Genomic DNA, 16,149 nt, shown 5'->3' on the forward strand with positions numbered 1-16,149 from the left:
GGTTAAACAAACCGTTTCCCCTGCCACGTATCACGCTCTTTTAAGCGTTTTTCCACTTTGGCAACAAACTCAAAATTCTTTAATCCCCATTTTGGGGCGATCAGCATTTCGGGTGGCGCCTGGCTGATAAAACGTTCAACAATGATTTCGGGATTTAAAAGCTCCAGATAATCGATGACCAGATCAATGTATTCATCGGCAGTATAGAGATCGAAATCCTCTGGATGCTCCTGGAACTGTTTTTCCAGCAGTGTTTTTTTGTGAATTTGCAACTGGTGCAACTTTAGGTTTTTCACCGGCAGTTTCGATATCGTTTTTGCCTGGTCGAGCAACTCATCGCGTGTTTCGCCCGGCAACCCCAGAATCATATGCGCACAATTGTTTATGCCACGTTTAGCAGTTTCCTCAATTGCCCAGGCCGCTTCGGCAAAGCCGTGTCCCCGGTTAATGCTGTCAAGGGTTCTGTCGAGGTGCGACTCAACCCCCAACTCAACCATTACATACACTTTTTGGCTGAGTTCGGCCAGATAATCCAGCAAATCAGGATAGATACAATCAGGGCGCGTTGATATAACCAAGCCAACAACTTTTGGGTGCTCCAGCGCTTCTTCGTACAAACGCTTTAAATCATCAATCGCAGCATAAGTATTTGTGTAGGCCTGAAAGTAGGCCAAAAACCGCATCGACTTGTATTTCCTGGCAAAAAAAGCAATGCCTTTTTCCACCTGGCTGGTCACACTATTCTCCAGGTTGCAATAGGTGGGTTTAAACGTTTTGTTGTTGCAGTAAGCGCATCCGCCGGTACCTTTTGTCCCGTCGCGGTTAGGGCAGGTAAAGCCGGCATCAATCGATACTTTTTGCACCCGCTCCGAAAAAAGCGCTCTGAAATAAGTCGGAAAATCATTGTATCTCCTGTCGTGTCCCCAGCTGTATGTTCCGTTTTGCATCCCCGTTTATTTGAAATTGCAAAAGTACGTAAATTTGTGAATCCGGATTTTCTTCATAAAACTTATCAACAGCTCTTGAAAACTTTCCGCGAATATCAACGGTTTTGCTTTTTAAATACAGCTTCAAATCTTTACTTTTAAAGAAAAATCAGGCAGATATGTTCTCAGATAAAGATAAGCAGCAAATTCAACAGCGCGGCAGCAAACTGGAAACCGTGCAAAATCAGATCGAGAATTTTAAAAAAGGCTTCCCCTACCTCGCAATTGAAGACGCCGCTTCGGTAGGCAAAGGCATTATTCGTTTAAGCCCCGAAGATTTGAAAAAACGCGGCGAACGTTATGATGCCAAAATTGCAGAAGGAACAAAAGCTTTAAAATTTGTACCGGCTTCGGGTGCTGCAAGCCGCATGTTTAAAGCACTTTTCCAGGCTTTGGAAGACTTCGAAAATCAGCCACACGAAGATGTACTTGCCGCCAACAGAGATGCTGCTCAATACATTACCGAACTCAACAAATTTGCTTTTGCTGAAGAACTAAAAAAAGCTGTTGCTGATGCCGGAGAGCAACTTTCGGCCACAACTAAACTCGACTATCTGTTAAACGAAAAAGGATTGAATTACGGAGCCAAACCAAAAGGGTTGCTTAAATTTCATTCGTATGAGGATGGAGCAAGGACTCCTTTTGAGGAGCACCTGGTGGAAGGCGCAAAATACGCCGCCGACAAAGACGGTAAAGCCAGTTTGCACTTTACTGTTTCACCCGAGCATCAACCGGGATTTGAAACTTTGCTGGCCGAAATAAAAGGAAAATACGAAGAACAGTTGGGTGTTGAATTTGAAGTTACTTTCAGCCAGCAAAAACCATCAACCGACACGATTGCTGTTGACTTGGCGAATGAACCTTTCCGAAACTCTGACGGTAGTTTGTTATTTCGTCCGGGTGGTCACGGTGCGTTAATCGAGAATCTGAACGACCTGGATGCCGATATCATTTTCATCAAAAACATCGACAATGTAGTTCCTGATCGTTTAAAACAGCCAACCATCGATTTCAAAAAAGGCCTGGCCGGCGTGTTGTTAAAACACCAGGAAAAGCTGTTTTATTATCAGAATGAATTAAACGAGAAACATTATACCGCACTCAGTAGTAATTTTTTAGCCGAGGCCGCCAACTTTTTGGAGTTTACGCTGAATACCAAACCGGCTAAAAATCATTATTACACCGAGCGCGAAGAACTTTATCAATACCTGAAAGAAAAATACAACCGCCCACTGCGTGTTTGCGGAATGGTAAAAAATGAAGGCGAGCCTGGTGGCGGGCCGTTTTGGGCAATGAATGCCGACGGAACCATTTCGTTGCAGGTGGTTGAAAGTTCACAGATCGATCCGGACAGTGTGCAACAACAGGATATTGTTCACCACGCTACTCACTTTAATCCGGTTGACCTGGTTTGTGCAGTAAAAAATTACAGAGGAGAAAAATACGATCTCACCCAATTTACCGATCCGGCAACCGGTTTTATTTCGCAAAAATCGAAAGACGGAAAAGAGCTGAAAGCACAGGAATTGCCGGGCTTGTGGAACGGAGCGATGAGCAACTGGAACACCCTTTTTGTAGAGGTGCCGATTGAAACATTCAATCCGGTAAAAACGGTGAACGACCTGTTGCGCGATCAACACTTGTAAGATTGTTTTTGAGATTCGGGCCGAATTATTAATTTCGCGAACTGAATATACGATGAACGAGGAAAGAGATAATTGGAGGGAAGAGGATATTAGTGAAGCACTTAAGCGTTTTAAGAGCTCTTTGGTCTCAGGACGCGCAAAGTATTTCGATGTGTCGGAATTTGAAGGAATTGTTGAGCAACTAATGGAAGAAGGCGATTTGCAGTCATCTGAAATTGCGGCTAAACAAGGCATACAAATCCACCCGAATGCTGTTCCTCTTCATTTAAAATATGCGCAAATTCTGCTGAGCAAAGGCAAATACGACCAGGCTCAGAAATACCTCGATTTTGCTGAAAGAGTTGAAAACACCAATCCCGATGTTCACCTGTTAAGAGGTTCGGCATCGTTGATTATGGGCAACGAAGACCTGGCAAAAGCATCATTCAAAAAAGCAATCAAAGTCGGGAACGGAGAAACCGACGATATTTTATACCACGTTGGTTCGGCGTTTGTGCAAATTGGCGAAATAAGTGAGGCCATCTCCTATTTCAAAAAAGCGCTAAAACTGAATCCAAAACACGAACTGGCGCTTTACGATCTTGCATTTTTTACCGACCAGATTGGCGATTACAAAAACAGCATTAAGTATTACAATCGTTTTATTGATTACGATGTATACAATTACTCTGCATGGTTTAACCTGGGTATTGTTTACAACAAAGCCGACATGCACGATGAGGCAATTGAGGCTTATGAGTACACGCTGGCCATTAACGAAAATTTCCATATGGCCCTGTTCAATATCGGAAATGCGCTGGCCAATTCAGGACGTTTTAAAGAGGCCATTGATAAATACAGGGAATTTCTGGAATTTGAACCGGATAACGACGATGCCTATTGTTACATTGGCGAATGTTATCTGAACCTGGACGACCAGCTAAAATCGGAGCACAATTACCAGAAAGCAATTTCCATGAATCCGGAGAATGATACAGCTCATTTTGGGGTGGGGCTGATTATGTGGATCGCTAAAAAGTACGACAGAAGTATCGACTACATCAACAAGGCCATAAAAATCGACAAGCAAAATTCGGAATACTGGCTGACTTTGGGAAAAGTTAGCAGCGATGCCGAATACCTGGATGATGCAATAAAAGCATATAAACAAGGCGCACGTGTTGATTCTGAAAATACCGAGATTTGGCTTACATGGGCCGAGACCTTGATGAAGCACGGTGATACAAACGGTGCTATCCGAATTCTGAAAAAGGCGATCGACAATAACGACGACTCGATGCTAAAATACCGCCTGGTGGCCATATTGCTCGGGAACCGGAAACGCAAGGAAGCTTATGAATGGCTGCGTTCGGCAATGCTGCAGGATTTTGAAAACATCAATTACCTGTTCGATATTTACCCGAGAGCGTTAAAAAGCAAACAGCTAAAAAAAGTGGTTGACGATTTCCGCCGGGGAGATAAATAACAAATTGCAGTTCAATCTTTATTCAAATTATTAAATCCCCGATCAAAATCAGCAGCTGGGAGTCAACCTTCTTCTTCGAATCCCTGTTTTACACCGACCATTAAAAACTTTAAGCTATCGGTTCGCAAACTCCCAATAGTTTAGTTTTTATATATCGGCATTTACCCAATTTGAAAAGAATTATAGAAAAGCCTAATTCTTTTCAGAATTGGTATAACAATTTGTTTTTGTATTTTGGCATCCCGAAATTAAAATTATACTAATTGTAATGTAAAATGCCGCAAAGCAAATTTTACATTTTACAATGGTTAATGCCGATAGACTGAAAAAGGAACATTTTGACTGAAAGAAAAAATGCGACATTTTGAAGCTAATCGGTATTTACACCGTTACAAATTCAGACCATAAATGAACAGATCAGCAAAAGATTATTTTTCACTGGCAATAAAAGGAATGGCAATGGGTGCTGCCGATGTGGTACCGGGCGTTTCCGGCGGAACAATTGCCTTTATCACCGGTATTTACGAAGAATTGATTAACTCAATAAAGTCAATCAACTTAACCGCTATTAAACTTCTGGTCAGTTTTAAACTGGCTGAGTTTTGGAAAGCCATCAACGGTACTTTCCTTATTAGTGTTTTTATCGGTATTGGAATCAGTGTTTTCTCACTGGCCAAAGGGCTGGAATATTTGCTGCACCACTATCCAATTTTAGTGTGGTCGTTCTTTTTCGGACTGATCGTTGCATCGGCTATTTATGTGGCACGCTCCATAAAACGGTGGAAAGCCGATACTATTATTGGCGGTTTGGCCGGAATTGTAATTGCATACCTTATTACAGTAATCTCTCCTGCCGAAGCTAACACCAGCTACTGGTTTATTTTTCTGTCGGGTGCCATTGCCATTTGCGCCATGATCCTGCCAGGTATTTCAGGTAGTTTTATTTTGGTATTGCTAGGCATGTACAAATTCATCCTTTCGGCAGTTGGCGATGTGAATATTGCTGTTATCCTTACTTTCCTTGTTGGAGCTGCCGTGGGAATCATTGCTTTCTCAAATGTGCTGTCGTGGTTATTGAAAAAATACCACAATACGACAATTGCGGTGTTGGCCGGTTTTATGGTAGGATCGCTAAACAAAGTATGGCCCTGGAAAGAAGTTACACAAACAATAATCGATCGTCACGGTGAACTAAAACCTATCGCCGAACGTAATATTTTACCCGGAACATACGAGCAAATTACAGGACACGAAGCCTGGTTGCTTGGTGCAATTCTACTGGCAATTGCCGGATTTGCACTCATTTTTGTTGTTGAAGGAATTGGAAAGAAATTGAAGAAGTAAACTGGTTTCCGGATACTTGATACTTGATTCTTGATACTTGATACTTGATACTCACGACTCAATACTTATAAAATGAAAAGATACGGATTATTAGGCTACCCACTCACCCACTCATTCTCGAAACGATATTTTACAGAACGTTTTGAAACGGAAAAGATAGATTCAACTTATGACAATTTTGAAATCGATTCGATATCTAAATTTCCGGATGTGGTAAAAGACAACCCGGAAGTGATTGGATTTAACGTTACCATTCCGTACAAAGAACAGGTAATTCCTTATCTGGATGAGCTGAATGATTCGGCGAAAGAAATTGGAGCTGTTAATACCATTCGTGTTACACGAACTGAAAGCGGTGTGCATTTAAAAGGATTTAATACCGATACTTTTGGTTTTGAATCGTCGCTGAAACCACTTTTAAAAGATCATCATAAAAAAGCGCTGATTCTTGGAACAGGCGGTGCTTCGAAAGCATTAAAATATGTACTCAATAAACTGGGCATCGAATACATTTCAGCGTCGATTGAAGAGTTGAAAGAAAACGAGATTCGTTATGAAGACATTGATGAGCAAGTAATCACAGAGCGTCTGCTGATCATTAATGCCACACCGCTGGGAACTTATCCAAAAGTTGAGACTTTCCCGAATATTCCTTACGAATTTATAACTGACCAGCATTTGCTTTTTGATCTGGTTTACAATCCTGAGGTAACGCAGTTTATGGCCAAAGGACAAGCCAAAGGAGCCACAGTTAAAAACGGCTACGAAATGTTGCTGAACCAGGCTAAAAAGGCTTATGAGATTTGGAACGCGGAAGAGTAAGTATTCAGTAACCAGTCACAGTATACAGTTTTCAGATTCCAAGCGCTAATAAAACTTGAAACTAGTAACTCGTAGCTCGAAACTAAAAATCATGGATAAAACAAAAGTACTTTTCGTATGTCTGGGAAATATTTGCCGCTCGCCAAGTGCAGAGGCAGTGTTTAACGGCGTTGTAAAAAAAGCAGGTTTAAGCAAACAGTTTGAGGTGGATTCTGCAGGAACCTCGGGCTGGCATGCTGGCGAACCTGCCGACAAAAGAATGCAATCACACGCCATACGCCGCGATTATAATTTAACATCGCTTTCCAGGAAGTTTGATCCGCATTCCGATTTCGATTATTTCGATTACATTATCGGGATGGACGACAGCAATATGCACAACTTAAAAAGCATGGCCCGCAACAGTAACGACTTGCAGAAGCTGCACAAAATGACAGATTTTTGCAGCGATGGTCAATACGACGAGGTTCCCGATCCGTATTACGGTGGAGCCGAAGGTTTCGAACTTGTACTAGATCTGCTGGAAGATGCTTGCGAGGGGCTGTTGGAAAAAATAAGTTAAAGTTTCGTTTTCCTCGAACGTAACTTTCATCCCCCTATCCCCCTTCGAAGGGGTAAGCGACGAAGGAGCGGGGGATGAAAAAACTTTATAAGTAGTTCTATTTTATTCGAAGTGGTAAAGGAAATTTACCAAACAATCGTAAGCAGGTTTGCGTTCACCTTCAATGTCAACCACAATTTTCACCTGAATTTTAGCAATGCCACGCAGGTTCTTAATGTCGTTTAATGATACTGTTGCCCTGATTTTGTCGTTCACTTTTACCGGCTGCTGGAAACGTAAACTCTCGATACCGTAATTTACTATCATCTTTACATTTCTTACATCAACAACATTGTACCACAGATAAGTCAGCATCGACAACGATAAATAGCCGTGTGCGATGGTTGTTTTAAACGGCGATTCTTTGGCTGCACGCTCCGGATCGGTGTGTATCCACTGGTAATCGAGCGTGGCATCTGCAAATTTATCTATCTGCTCCTGAGTTATTTGAACATAATCTGAAACTCCAATAACCTGCCCCAAAAGGGCCTCAAACTCTTCGTAGTTGTTGATAATTCGTTTTTCCATTGAAAAAATAATTCTGGTAAATGATGTGCCAAGTTAATCCTTTTTCCGCAAGTATAGCAGTTTTCAGTGTTGCGATTCTTTAGTTTTTATAAAGCTTTCACAAAGAAAAACTGAATTTTTATACTTTATGTTCCATTTTTAAAACGACTTTGAAGTTATATTGAAAAATTCAGACCTACACATCCGGTTTTTATCAGAAAATGGTCACCTTTGCATTTCAATTTATCACATGAGAAATCTTTTCCGAACAACAACATTCCTGGCAATTGTTGCCTGCCTTTTGTGGTCGACCGCCTTTGCGGGAGTAAAAATCGGACTGGAATATCATAGTCCGTTCCAGTTTGCAGGTATCCGTTTTACTATTTCCGGCCTTCTTATGTTTTTGTATTTCGGAAAACCAAAACGCTATTTTTCAGAATTAAAACACAACCTGAAATTTATCCTGTTGCTCTCAGTGGTGCAGATATTTGCACAATATGCGCTGTTTTACAGTGGTATAAATTTACTTCCCGGTTCCTTATCGGCAATGATCGTGGGATCGCAACCGCTTTTTATAGCACTGGTGGCACACTACTCGTTTAACAACGATAAAATGACCCCACTAAAAACATTTAGCATATTAATTGGCGTGGCAGGCATTGCCATCATCACACTAGGCCGCTCGAAGGTTGAGATGACCGGCTACCTGGAATATATTGGCATTGCAATACTACTGGTTAATAATATTGTATCAGGCTATTCCAATGTAATTGTAGCGAAACATTCAGGCACAATCTCACCGGTTGTTTTAAGCTCCACTTCGCTCATTATTGGTGGCTTGATGTTATCCATTGTTTCCATTCCTGTTGAAGGCATTCATCTGGGGCCATTTCCACCAAAATACTGGTATGCACTGGCCTGGCTAAGCTTTTTATCAGCAGCTGCCATTACTATTTGGTATTCATTACTGAAACGGCCAGGCGTAAAAGTTTCGTTGCTGAATGTGTGGAAATTTCTTATTCCCGTTTCAGGTGCAGCACTTAGCTGGATTTTATTGAGCAATGAAAAACCTGATCTCGCTTCAATTATTGGAATGATGATAATTGCCGTGTCGCTGCTTAGCCTGAATTATGCCAACCGCAGAGAACAAAAAATGACCTTAAAAAAAGAGCAGAAGTAATTATTCTTCTAAAATCAACAATTCTATTTTCCTGAAATCGGTACCATGACTTTCAGCCTGAATGGATATCGTTCCGCCGCTGATTATTTCATTGCCATCGGCCGGCAATAATTTTTCGAAATACTGATCACGTGGATCCAGTTGTGGCTTTTCGTAGGTAAGTACTTCTTCTCCGTTTACAAAATGACGAATCACTTCTCCGCCGTGCACTTCCACTTCAACACTTACCCACTCGTCATCATATTGTGTTTTCGATTTTGAATCGGTGCAATGCTGCTCCCATAACTCGCCGTTCATTATCACATTGGTCCCGGGAGTACAAAGGTTCATTGTTGAACGTTCACCTTGTCCGGTTACGCCGCCCAACAACTGCACTTCAATAGATGTCGGGAAATCCTGATCCAACTCCATTGACTCGGCACTTTGCCCGTGAATCATCAAACCGTTATTTCTGAATGCCCAGCCGGGTCCGTTTTTTGCCTGTTCCCCAATAAACCGGTACTCAACCCGCAAACGATAGTGCGAAAATTCATCTTTGTAAAATAAGTGGCCAAATTTACCATTCCACTCTTCCCAGTTCTCATACGACACCCGAAGCAAACCATCCTCTACCCGGAAAGTGTTATTATAATTTTCGCCCAGCACCTCTCCTTTGAATTTTACCTGCCAGTCGTTTAAATCTTTTCCGTTGAACAGTTGAATCCACTCCTCAGCCGATTTTTCAGCCGTTTGTTGTGTTTTTGGTTTTGAGTTGCATGCCGAAAGAATTACCGAACACGCCACTAATGCCACAAGGATAAACTTATACATAGTTGTCATCATCAATATTTTTAATTGGTTTAGTAATGCCCAGTAAAGATAAAATATTATCGAATAAACAAAAATTAACCATTTAGTTAAACTATTTGGTTATTTTCTTGGATATTTAAATTTAAGCGCCTACTTTTGACCAATTGGTTAAACTGTTTAGTTAATTGCATTTCATGACAAACATAAAAAAAGACAATACCGAGGAAAAAATCCTGAGCGCCGCACAAACTGTTTTTATTCGGAAAGGAATGGATGGAGCACGCATGCAGGAAATTGCCGATGAAGCCGGGATAAACAAAGCATTGCTTCACTATTATTTTCGTTCGAAACAACAGTTGTTTAACGCTACGTTCGAAAGTCTTTTTTCCAAAATAATACCCAATGTAATGCGCATGGTTCAGTCGGACCAACCGATTGAAGTAAAGCTGGAATTCTTTATTGAAAATTATATTGATGTGTTAATGAAAAACCCTTTCCTGCCAACTTTTATCCTTAAAGAGATACATCAGGATCCGGAGTTTTTGGAAGGATTGATTAGAAGCAGTGGTCTGGAACCCCAAAAAGTTGTTGAGATGTTCAAAAACGAAATAGAGAAGGGGACTATTCGAACCATGGATCCACGCGATTTATTAATTAGCATACTTAGTTTAATCATATTTCCGATTGCCTCAAAACCTCTATTGTCTTTGTTGTTTTTTGATGATGACCCAAAAAGCTACAACGAATTTATCGAGAAAAGAAAAGCAACCGTAAAGGAGTTTGTCCTTTACTCAATCCTGATAAAATGAGAAAGATTCTGATTCTATTGTTATTTCCGGTTCAGTTGGCAGTTGCCCAAAACAACGTTCAATTAGACAGTTGTTATGTGTGGGCACGGCAAAACTATCCCAACCTGAAACAGACGGAATTGTGGAAAGAAATTAATTCGCTTTCAATAGAAAACCACGAAACCAATTATCTGCCGCAGGTAACGCTGAATGGGCAGATCAGTTATCAATCGGCAGTAACCGAGGTTCCTGTTTCAATGCCCGGAATTACCATACCCACAGTAGCGAAAGATCGTTACAACGCTTACGCCGAGTTGCAACAAACTATTTGGGACGGTGGAGTTACCAAAAAAAACAAAACCCTGGAAACAGTGATTTTAAACAGCAACCTCAGTCAACTTGAGGTGGAACTCTATAAACTGAACGAGCAGGTTGCACAAGTCTTTTTTACAGCCCTGGTTGTCGATCAGCAAAAAGAAGTGATACTTGCTCAATTAAAAGCCATTGATGAACAATTGAACCGCGTTGAATCTGGGATTCGGAATGGTGTTACCGAACCTTCGGCAGCAATGGTATTTCAAGCCGAGCGAATCAACCTCGAACAAAATATAGTTGAGCTGGATGCCGCTAAAAATGCATCGCGCCAAATGCTTGAATTGCTGACAGGCAAGCAGTTTGATAAAAACGGAACATTCATCTATCAAACCAACATTTCATTCAATTCTGAATTGCTGCGTCCGGAATTACAATTACTGGGCAATCAACGCGAGCAGTTGGTGGTTCAAAGCGATCTGCTTTCCAAAACCAGAAACCCGAAACTTTTCGGATTTGGCCAGTTAGGTTATGGCAAACCGGGATTGAACATGTTACTCGACGAATTTAAAGGTTATTACCTTTTGGGCGTGGGCGTTTCGTGGAATGCCTTCGACTGGAAACAAACTTCGCGACAGCAACAGGTTCTGAAATTACGGCAAGAAATGCTTCAAAGCCAGGAAGCCACATTTATACAAAACCTTAACCTTTTACTTATTCAACAAAAAGAACAAATCGGGAAACTGGAACAATTAATTACCAACGATGAAAATCTGGTAGAACTGCGTTCCGGAATTACCAAAGCAGCCGCCTCAAAATTGGAGAACGAAACAATTACTACGTCCGACTATGTGCAGGAATTACAAGCCGAAACCATAGCAAAACTAAAACGCGAGCTGCACAAAATCCAACTCAATGAAGCCCGAGAGAAATATGTCCTCATCAAAGGAAAAACCTTGCCAGGCACAACAACACAGAACTAAAAAAATACCAGCAAAAACATTGATACTATGAAAAAGATATTTTACATTATTTCTCTGCCATTTCTTTTCCTCGCCTGCCAGTCGAATAACGACACGGCCGACGCTTATGGCAATTTCGAGGCGGAAACTGTTATTGTTTCGGCAGAAACTCCGGGAAAGATCCTTGAACTAAATGTTGACAAAGGCGATAAAATTGAAGCCGGTTATTCTGCTGCTCTCATCGATACTGTTCAACTACTCTTACAGCTGTTACAACTTGATGCACAACAAACTGCAGTTGTGGCTAAGCGCCAGTCGATTCAGTCGCAAATTGCTGTATTTGAAGAGCAAAAAACAAACCTTAAAATCAATGAAGAACGCATTCAGAAAATGCTGAAAGACGGAGCTGCAACGCAAAAACAACTCGACGATATTCAGGGGCAGATCAGTGTGATCGACAAACAGATTGCCAATACAAAAACGCAATTTACACTCATTAGCAAAGAGCAGGAAGTTTTGGAAGCACAAAAAGCTTCAGTAGCCGACCAGTTAAACCGTTGCAATATAAAGTCTCCGGTTTCAGGAACCATATTGGAAACTTACGCAGAACAAGGAGAATTAACCGCTGCCGGAAAAGCGCTTTTTAAAATTGCCGATATCAGCGAACTGGAACTTAAAGTTTATGTCAGCGGAGCCCAGCTTCCTCACGTAAAACTCGGTCAGCAGATTGATGTTTTAGTTGATCAGAATTCTACCGAAAACCAACATTTCACCGGAACGATTACCTGGATTTCATCGGAAGCAGAATTTACACCAAAGATCATTCAAACCAAAGAGGAACGTGTAAAACTGGTTTATGCCGTTAAAGTAACAGTGAAAAATGACGGAACTTTGAAAATTGGGATGCCCGGGGAAGTTCGCTGGCAGTGACCAGTCGCAGTAATCAGTCACAGTTAGCAGTTTCAGTTAACAGTAAAAACAAAAATACATATTATGGATTTTAAACATTTAATCGCGTACCAAAAGGCATTTAAACTGTCCATGGATATTTTTGATGTTTCCAAAACATTTCCAAAAGAAGAAAAGTACTCACTGACCGATCAAATTAGAAGATCTTCCCGCTCAACATGCACCAACATTGCAGAAGCGTATCGTAAAAGACGATATCCAAAACACTTTTTAAGTAAACTTACCGACTCCGATGGCGAAAACTGCGAAACTGCAACCAGGCTTGATTTTGCTTATTCCTGCGACTATCTGAGCAATGACATTCATGAAAAATTATACAACGAATGTGTGGAAATAGGAAAACTCTTAAATTACATGATGAGTAACCCTGAAAAATTTGGTAGCACCAAAGTTCTTGACTGAAAACTGAGACTGAGACTGTAAACTAATAAGATGATTGAAATAAACAACATAACTAAGTCATACAAAGAAACCAAGGCACTTTCAGGTATCAACCTGCACGTGGATGAAGGAGAACTTTTTGGATTGATAGGTCCTGACGGTGCAGGGAAATCAACTTTAATCCGCATTCTTATGACACTTCTTTTGCCTGATTCCGGTGAAGCAAAACTTGATGGCCTCGATGTCTTAAAAAATTACAAACAGATCCGTAAAATGGTTGGTTACATGCCGGGGCGATTTTCATTGTATCAGGACCTAAGCGTGGAAGAAAACCTGAACTTTTTTGCAACTGTGTTTGGTACAACTGTTGAGGAAAATTACGATTTGATTCGTGACATCTATTACCAGATTGAGCCGTTTAAAACTCGCCGGGCAGGAAAACTGTCGGGCGGAATGAAACAAAAGCTGGCGCTTTCGTGTGCATTAATCCATAAACCCAAAATTCTGGTGCTCGACGAACCAACAACCGGTGTGGATGCAGTTTCGCGTAAAGAGTTTTGGGAAATGCTGAAAAACCTTCAGCAAAAAGGCATCACCATTTTGGTATCAACACCATATATGGACGAAGCAGACCTTTGCGACCGGGTGGCACTAATCCAAAACGGACAGATTCTCGATGTAGATTCTCCCAAACGCATAACGGATAAATTTCCACGAAAAATTATTCAGGTGGGAGCCCAAAATATGTACAAACTCATCAACGATTTACGTGCTTACAAAAAAGCAGAAGCTGTTTATGCTTTTGGTCAGTATGCCCATTTTACAGGTTTCAATGATGAAGTAGAAACCATAGAACTCGAAGGTTATTTGCAAAACCTTGGTCATGAGAAAATAATTGCAGAAGAGATTCCGGCCGGCATTGAAGATGTTTTTATGAGTTTAATGGAACAATGAGAAGTCGCAGTTGACAGTCGCAGTAAACAGTAAAACAAAAATAAATAGCATGGATTTTAAAGAATTAATCGTATATCAAAAAGCTTTTAAATTGGCGATGGACATTTTTGAGATTTCGAAATCTTTTCCCAAAGAAGAGCAGTCTTCACTTACCGATCAAATACGACGATCTTCCCGTTCAACATGCACTAACATTGCCGAAGCTTATCGAAAAAGACGATATCCAAAACACTTCTTAAGCAAGCTTACCGACTCCGATGGAGAAAACAGCGAAACTGCAACCTGGCTTGATTTTGCATTCGCCTGTGAATACCTGAACAATGACATTCATAAGAAACTATATAACGAATGTGTGGAAATTGGTAAACTGTTAAATTATATGATGAACCATCCTGAGAAATTCGGAAGCGCCCCGGTTCTTTAACTGTAAACTGAACCTGATTACTGGGACTGCATTCTGAGACTGAATACTGAGACTGAATACTGAGACTGCAAACTATCTATCATGGAAAAAGAAACAATCATTTCAGCAATAAACCTGACGAAGAATTTCGGTCATTTTACGGCAAACGACAACCTGACGTTTGAAGTAAAAAAGGGTGAGATCTTCGGTTTTCTGGGAGCTAACGGAGCGGGAAAAACTACGGCAATTCGAATACTTTGTGGCCTTTCGTCACCAACATCGGGCGAAGTAGAAGTTGCAGGTTTTGATATTTACCATGAAACTGAAAAGATCAAAAAGAATATAGGCTACATGAGCCAGAAGTTTTCGTTGTATGAAGACCTGACAATTTCAGAGAACATCAAATTATATGCAGGAATTTACGGAATTAGCCGTAAACAGCGTAAAGTAAAAGAAGCTGAGCTGTTACAAAAGCTTGAACTGGAGAAGGTAAAAAACAAACTTATCGGTGATCTGCCGTTGGGATGGAAACAAAAACTGGCTTTTTCGGTGGCTATTTTTCACGACCCAAAAATTGTGTTTCTCGATGAACCAACCGGAGGTGTTGACCCGGTTACAAGGCGTAAATTCTGGGATTTGATTTACGAAGCAGCACATAACGGCATTACCGTTTTTGTAACTACGCACTATATGGATGAAGCCGAATATTGCGATCGCGTTTCGATTATGAATGCAGGAAAAATTGAAGCACTCGACACGCCGGCAAAACTGAAAGAAAAATACAAGGCAACAAACATGGACGAAGTGTTTTTGAAGATAGCACGATGAAAAGATACAAGTCACAAGCTACAAGTTACAAGTTCTGTCGGCTTGAAACTTGTGTCTTGAAACTTGAAACTAATTGAGAAAATGAAACAACTAAAGTCATTCATAAAAAAAGAGTTCTTCCACATTTTTCGCGATCCGCGGACGATGCTGATACTTTTTGGTATTCCGGTAGCGCAACTGCTGGTTTTCGGGACAGTGATTAAAAGCGAAATCAAGGATGTGCACATTGCCATTTACGACCAGTCGAAAGATGCAACAACACTTGAGATCACCAATAAACTGCTGTCGTCGGGCTATTTTATATTAGATGAAAACCTGGATAACCTCGACGATATCGACGCCATTTTCAGAAAAGGGAAAGTGCGCGAGGTGATTGTTTTTGAGAACAATTTCGGACAAACACTCGGGAAAGAAGGCATTGCCAAAATGCAGTTGATTGCCGATGCATCCGATCCGAACATCGCCAAACTGGCCATTTCGTACACAACTGCTATCGTAAACGACTACATACGCAAACTGTATCCCGAAATGCAGCTGCCCATGCAAATTACCCCCGAAGTACGCATGTACTTTAACGAAGAGATGAAAAGTGCTTACATGTTTGTTCCGGGAGTAATGGCACTGATTTTAATGCTTATTTCGGCTATGATGACATCCATTTCTATAACCCGCGAAAAGGAATTGGGGACGATGGAAATTCTGCTTGTTTCGCCACTTCGCCCCGTGCAAATTATTGTTGGCAAGGTACTCCCCTATCTTTTACTTTCAATCGCCAATGCCTTTATTATAGTGCTAATCGGGCATTTTGTATTTGGTGTCCCCGTAAATGGCAGTTTCATTTTGCTGATGCTGGAAACCATTCTTTTTATTCTGATGGCACTGTGCCTGGGGATTCTCATCTCCACAGCAGCAAAAAACCAAATGGCAGCTATGTTTATTTCAATGATTGGGTTAATGCTACCCACCATTCTTTTATCAGGTTTTATTTTCCCAATAGAAAATATGCCCGTTCCCCTGCAATATTTCAGTCATATAATGCCCGCCCGTTATTTTATAACGATTGTAAGAACCATTATGCTGAAAGGAACCGGCATCCTTTTTATTTGGAAAGAGACAGCTGTTTTAATTGGTATGACATTGTTTTTTATAGCGGTTAGTGTGAAGAAGTTTAAAATAAGACTGGAGTAGCTTCTAGCTATTAGCTTTTAGCCA

At 41.0% G+C, this 16,149-nt stretch carries 17 protein-coding genes; 14 read left to right on the plus strand and 3 right to left on the minus strand.

Going from position 1 to position 16,149, the window contains the following annotated elements; genetic code table 11:
• Positions 1-2 precede the first annotated feature (2 nt).
• Positions 3-947 (minus strand): TIGR01212 family radical SAM protein, encoded by a 945-nt coding sequence (locus tag G4420_RS01385; RefSeq protein WP_163321828.1) that lies wholly within the window; start codon positions 945-947, stop codon positions 3-5.
• A gap of 158 nt (positions 948-1,105) precedes the next feature.
• Here G4420_RS01385 and G4420_RS01390 point away from each other — a divergent pair, with 158 nt between their 5' ends.
• The 5 genes from G4420_RS01390 to G4420_RS01410 all read left to right on the plus strand — a co-directional run bounded on the left by G4420_RS01390 (position 1,106) and on the right by G4420_RS01410 (position 6,825).
• A complete protein-coding gene (locus tag G4420_RS01390; RefSeq protein ID WP_163321829.1) occupies positions 1,106-2,632 on the plus strand; it encodes a DUF4301 family protein in 1,527 nt (508 codons plus the stop codon).
• Between the two features lie 52 nt (positions 2,633-2,684).
• Positions 2,685-4,097, plus strand: coding sequence for a tetratricopeptide repeat protein (locus G4420_RS01395; protein WP_163321830.1), 1,413 nt, complete (start codon positions 2,685-2,687; stop codon positions 4,095-4,097).
• A 408-nt stretch (positions 4,098-4,505) separates the two neighbouring features.
• A complete protein-coding gene (locus G4420_RS01400; protein ID WP_163321831.1) occupies positions 4,506-5,441 on the plus strand; it encodes a DUF368 domain-containing protein in 936 nt (311 codons plus the stop codon).
• Positions 5,442-5,513: 72 nt separating this feature from the next.
• Positions 5,514-6,263 carry a shikimate dehydrogenase family protein gene (locus tag G4420_RS01405; RefSeq protein ID WP_163321832.1) on the plus strand — a complete coding sequence of 250 codons (750 nt, stop codon included), beginning with the start codon at positions 5,514-5,516 and terminating at the stop codon, positions 6,261-6,263.
• A 91-nt stretch (positions 6,264-6,354) separates the two neighbouring features.
• Entirely contained in the window at positions 6,355-6,825 is a 471-nt protein-coding gene (locus G4420_RS01410) for a low molecular weight protein-tyrosine-phosphatase (protein ID WP_163321833.1), read from the plus strand.
• Between the two features lie 102 nt (positions 6,826-6,927).
• Here G4420_RS01410 and G4420_RS01415 read toward each other — a convergent pair whose 3' ends face one another.
• Entirely contained in the window at positions 6,928-7,392 is a 465-nt protein-coding gene (locus G4420_RS01415; protein ID WP_045026866.1) for a MaoC family dehydratase, read from the minus strand.
• 229 nt (positions 7,393-7,621) lie between these two features.
• Between G4420_RS01415 and G4420_RS01420 the strand changes: the two genes are divergently transcribed.
• Positions 7,622-8,551, plus strand: a complete 930-nt coding sequence (locus G4420_RS01420) for a DMT family transporter (RefSeq protein ID WP_163321834.1) — start codon at positions 7,622-7,624, stop codon at positions 8,549-8,551.
• Here the strand turns inward: G4420_RS01420 and G4420_RS01425 are convergent, their stop codons facing one another.
• On the minus strand, positions 8,552-9,373 hold the full coding sequence (locus G4420_RS01425; protein ID WP_163321835.1) for a 3-keto-disaccharide hydrolase: 822 nt from the start codon (positions 9,371-9,373) through the stop codon (positions 8,552-8,554). It lies immediately after the preceding gene.
• Between the two features lie 161 nt (positions 9,374-9,534).
• Here G4420_RS01425 and G4420_RS01430 point away from each other — a divergent pair, with 161 nt between their 5' ends.
• The 8 genes from G4420_RS01430 to G4420_RS01465 all read left to right on the plus strand — a co-directional run bounded on the left by G4420_RS01430 (position 9,535) and on the right by G4420_RS01465 (position 16,125).
• On the plus strand, positions 9,535-10,149 hold the full coding sequence (locus tag G4420_RS01430; protein ID WP_163321836.1) for a TetR/AcrR family transcriptional regulator: 615 nt from the start codon (positions 9,535-9,537) through the stop codon (positions 10,147-10,149).
• Complete coding sequence (locus tag G4420_RS01435; RefSeq protein WP_163321837.1) at positions 10,146-11,423, plus strand: TolC family protein; 1,278 nt, start codon at positions 10,146-10,148, stop codon at positions 11,421-11,423. Before G4420_RS01430 ends, G4420_RS01435 begins: the two co-directional genes overlap by 4 nt.
• A gap of 27 nt (positions 11,424-11,450) precedes the next feature.
• The gene (locus tag G4420_RS01440) at positions 11,451-12,332 is read left to right on the plus strand and encodes an HlyD family secretion protein (RefSeq protein WP_163321838.1); all 882 of its coding nucleotides are present in this window, start codon (positions 11,451-11,453) and stop codon (positions 12,330-12,332) included.
• 63 nt (positions 12,333-12,395) lie between these two features.
• Positions 12,396-12,773: a four helix bundle protein gene (locus tag G4420_RS01445; protein ID WP_163321839.1), complete on the plus strand. Its 378-nt coding sequence runs from the start codon at positions 12,396-12,398 to the stop codon at positions 12,771-12,773.
• A gap of 30 nt (positions 12,774-12,803) precedes the next feature.
• Positions 12,804-13,706 (plus strand): ABC transporter ATP-binding protein, encoded by a 903-nt coding sequence (locus G4420_RS01450; RefSeq protein WP_163321840.1) that lies wholly within the window; start codon positions 12,804-12,806, stop codon positions 13,704-13,706.
• A gap of 49 nt (positions 13,707-13,755) precedes the next feature.
• Complete coding sequence (locus G4420_RS01455; RefSeq protein WP_163321841.1) at positions 13,756-14,130, plus strand: four helix bundle protein; 375 nt, start codon at positions 13,756-13,758, stop codon at positions 14,128-14,130.
• Between the two features lie 81 nt (positions 14,131-14,211).
• On the plus strand, positions 14,212-14,937 hold the full coding sequence (locus G4420_RS01460) for an ABC transporter ATP-binding protein (RefSeq protein WP_163321842.1): 726 nt from the start codon (positions 14,212-14,214) through the stop codon (positions 14,935-14,937).
• An 81-nt stretch (positions 14,938-15,018) separates the two neighbouring features.
• Positions 15,019-16,125: an ABC transporter permease gene (locus tag G4420_RS01465; RefSeq protein WP_163321843.1), complete on the plus strand. Its 1,107-nt coding sequence runs from the start codon at positions 15,019-15,021 to the stop codon at positions 16,123-16,125.
• The last annotated feature ends 24 nt before the right edge of the window (positions 16,126-16,149 follow it).

This window comes from Draconibacterium mangrovi (assembly GCF_010586825.1).
In the GTDB taxonomy this organism is placed as follows: domain Bacteria; phylum Bacteroidota; class Bacteroidia; order Bacteroidales; family Prolixibacteraceae; genus Draconibacterium; species Draconibacterium mangrovi.

Coding starts and splice junctions, on each gene's coding strand:
- G4420_RS01450 (WP_163321840.1), top strand. CDS start 12,804: ATGATTGAAATAAACAACATAACTAAGTCATACAAAGAAACCAAGGCA.
- G4420_RS01455 (WP_163321841.1), top strand. CDS start 13,756: ATGGATTTTAAAGAATTAATCGTATATCAAAAAGCTTTTAAATTGGCG.
- G4420_RS01415 (WP_045026866.1), bottom strand. CDS start 7,392: ATGGAAAAACGAATTATCAACAACTACGAAGAGTTTGAGGCCCTTTTG.
- G4420_RS01385 (WP_163321828.1), bottom strand. CDS start 947: ATGCAAAACGGAACATACAGCTGGGGACACGACAGGAGATACAATGAT.
- G4420_RS01390 (WP_163321829.1), top strand. CDS start 1,106: ATGTTCTCAGATAAAGATAAGCAGCAAATTCAACAGCGCGGCAGCAAA.
- G4420_RS01405 (WP_163321832.1), top strand. CDS start 5,514: ATGAAAAGATACGGATTATTAGGCTACCCACTCACCCACTCATTCTCG.
- G4420_RS01400 (WP_163321831.1), top strand. CDS start 4,506: ATGAACAGATCAGCAAAAGATTATTTTTCACTGGCAATAAAAGGAATG.
- G4420_RS01420 (WP_163321834.1), top strand. CDS start 7,622: ATGAGAAATCTTTTCCGAACAACAACATTCCTGGCAATTGTTGCCTGC.
- G4420_RS01465 (WP_163321843.1), top strand. CDS start 15,019: ATGAAACAACTAAAGTCATTCATAAAAAAAGAGTTCTTCCACATTTTT.
- G4420_RS01435 (WP_163321837.1), top strand. CDS start 10,146: ATGAGAAAGATTCTGATTCTATTGTTATTTCCGGTTCAGTTGGCAGTT.
- G4420_RS01445 (WP_163321839.1), top strand. CDS start 12,396: ATGGATTTTAAACATTTAATCGCGTACCAAAAGGCATTTAAACTGTCC.
- G4420_RS01425 (WP_163321835.1), bottom strand. CDS start 9,373: ATGATGACAACTATGTATAAGTTTATCCTTGTGGCATTAGTGGCGTGT.
- G4420_RS01430 (WP_163321836.1), top strand. CDS start 9,535: ATGACAAACATAAAAAAAGACAATACCGAGGAAAAAATCCTGAGCGCC.
- G4420_RS01395 (WP_163321830.1), top strand. CDS start 2,685: ATGAACGAGGAAAGAGATAATTGGAGGGAAGAGGATATTAGTGAAGCA.
- G4420_RS01460 (WP_163321842.1), top strand. CDS start 14,212: ATGGAAAAAGAAACAATCATTTCAGCAATAAACCTGACGAAGAATTTC.
- G4420_RS01440 (WP_163321838.1), top strand. CDS start 11,451: ATGAAAAAGATATTTTACATTATTTCTCTGCCATTTCTTTTCCTCGCC.
- G4420_RS01410 (WP_163321833.1), top strand. CDS start 6,355: ATGGATAAAACAAAAGTACTTTTCGTATGTCTGGGAAATATTTGCCGC.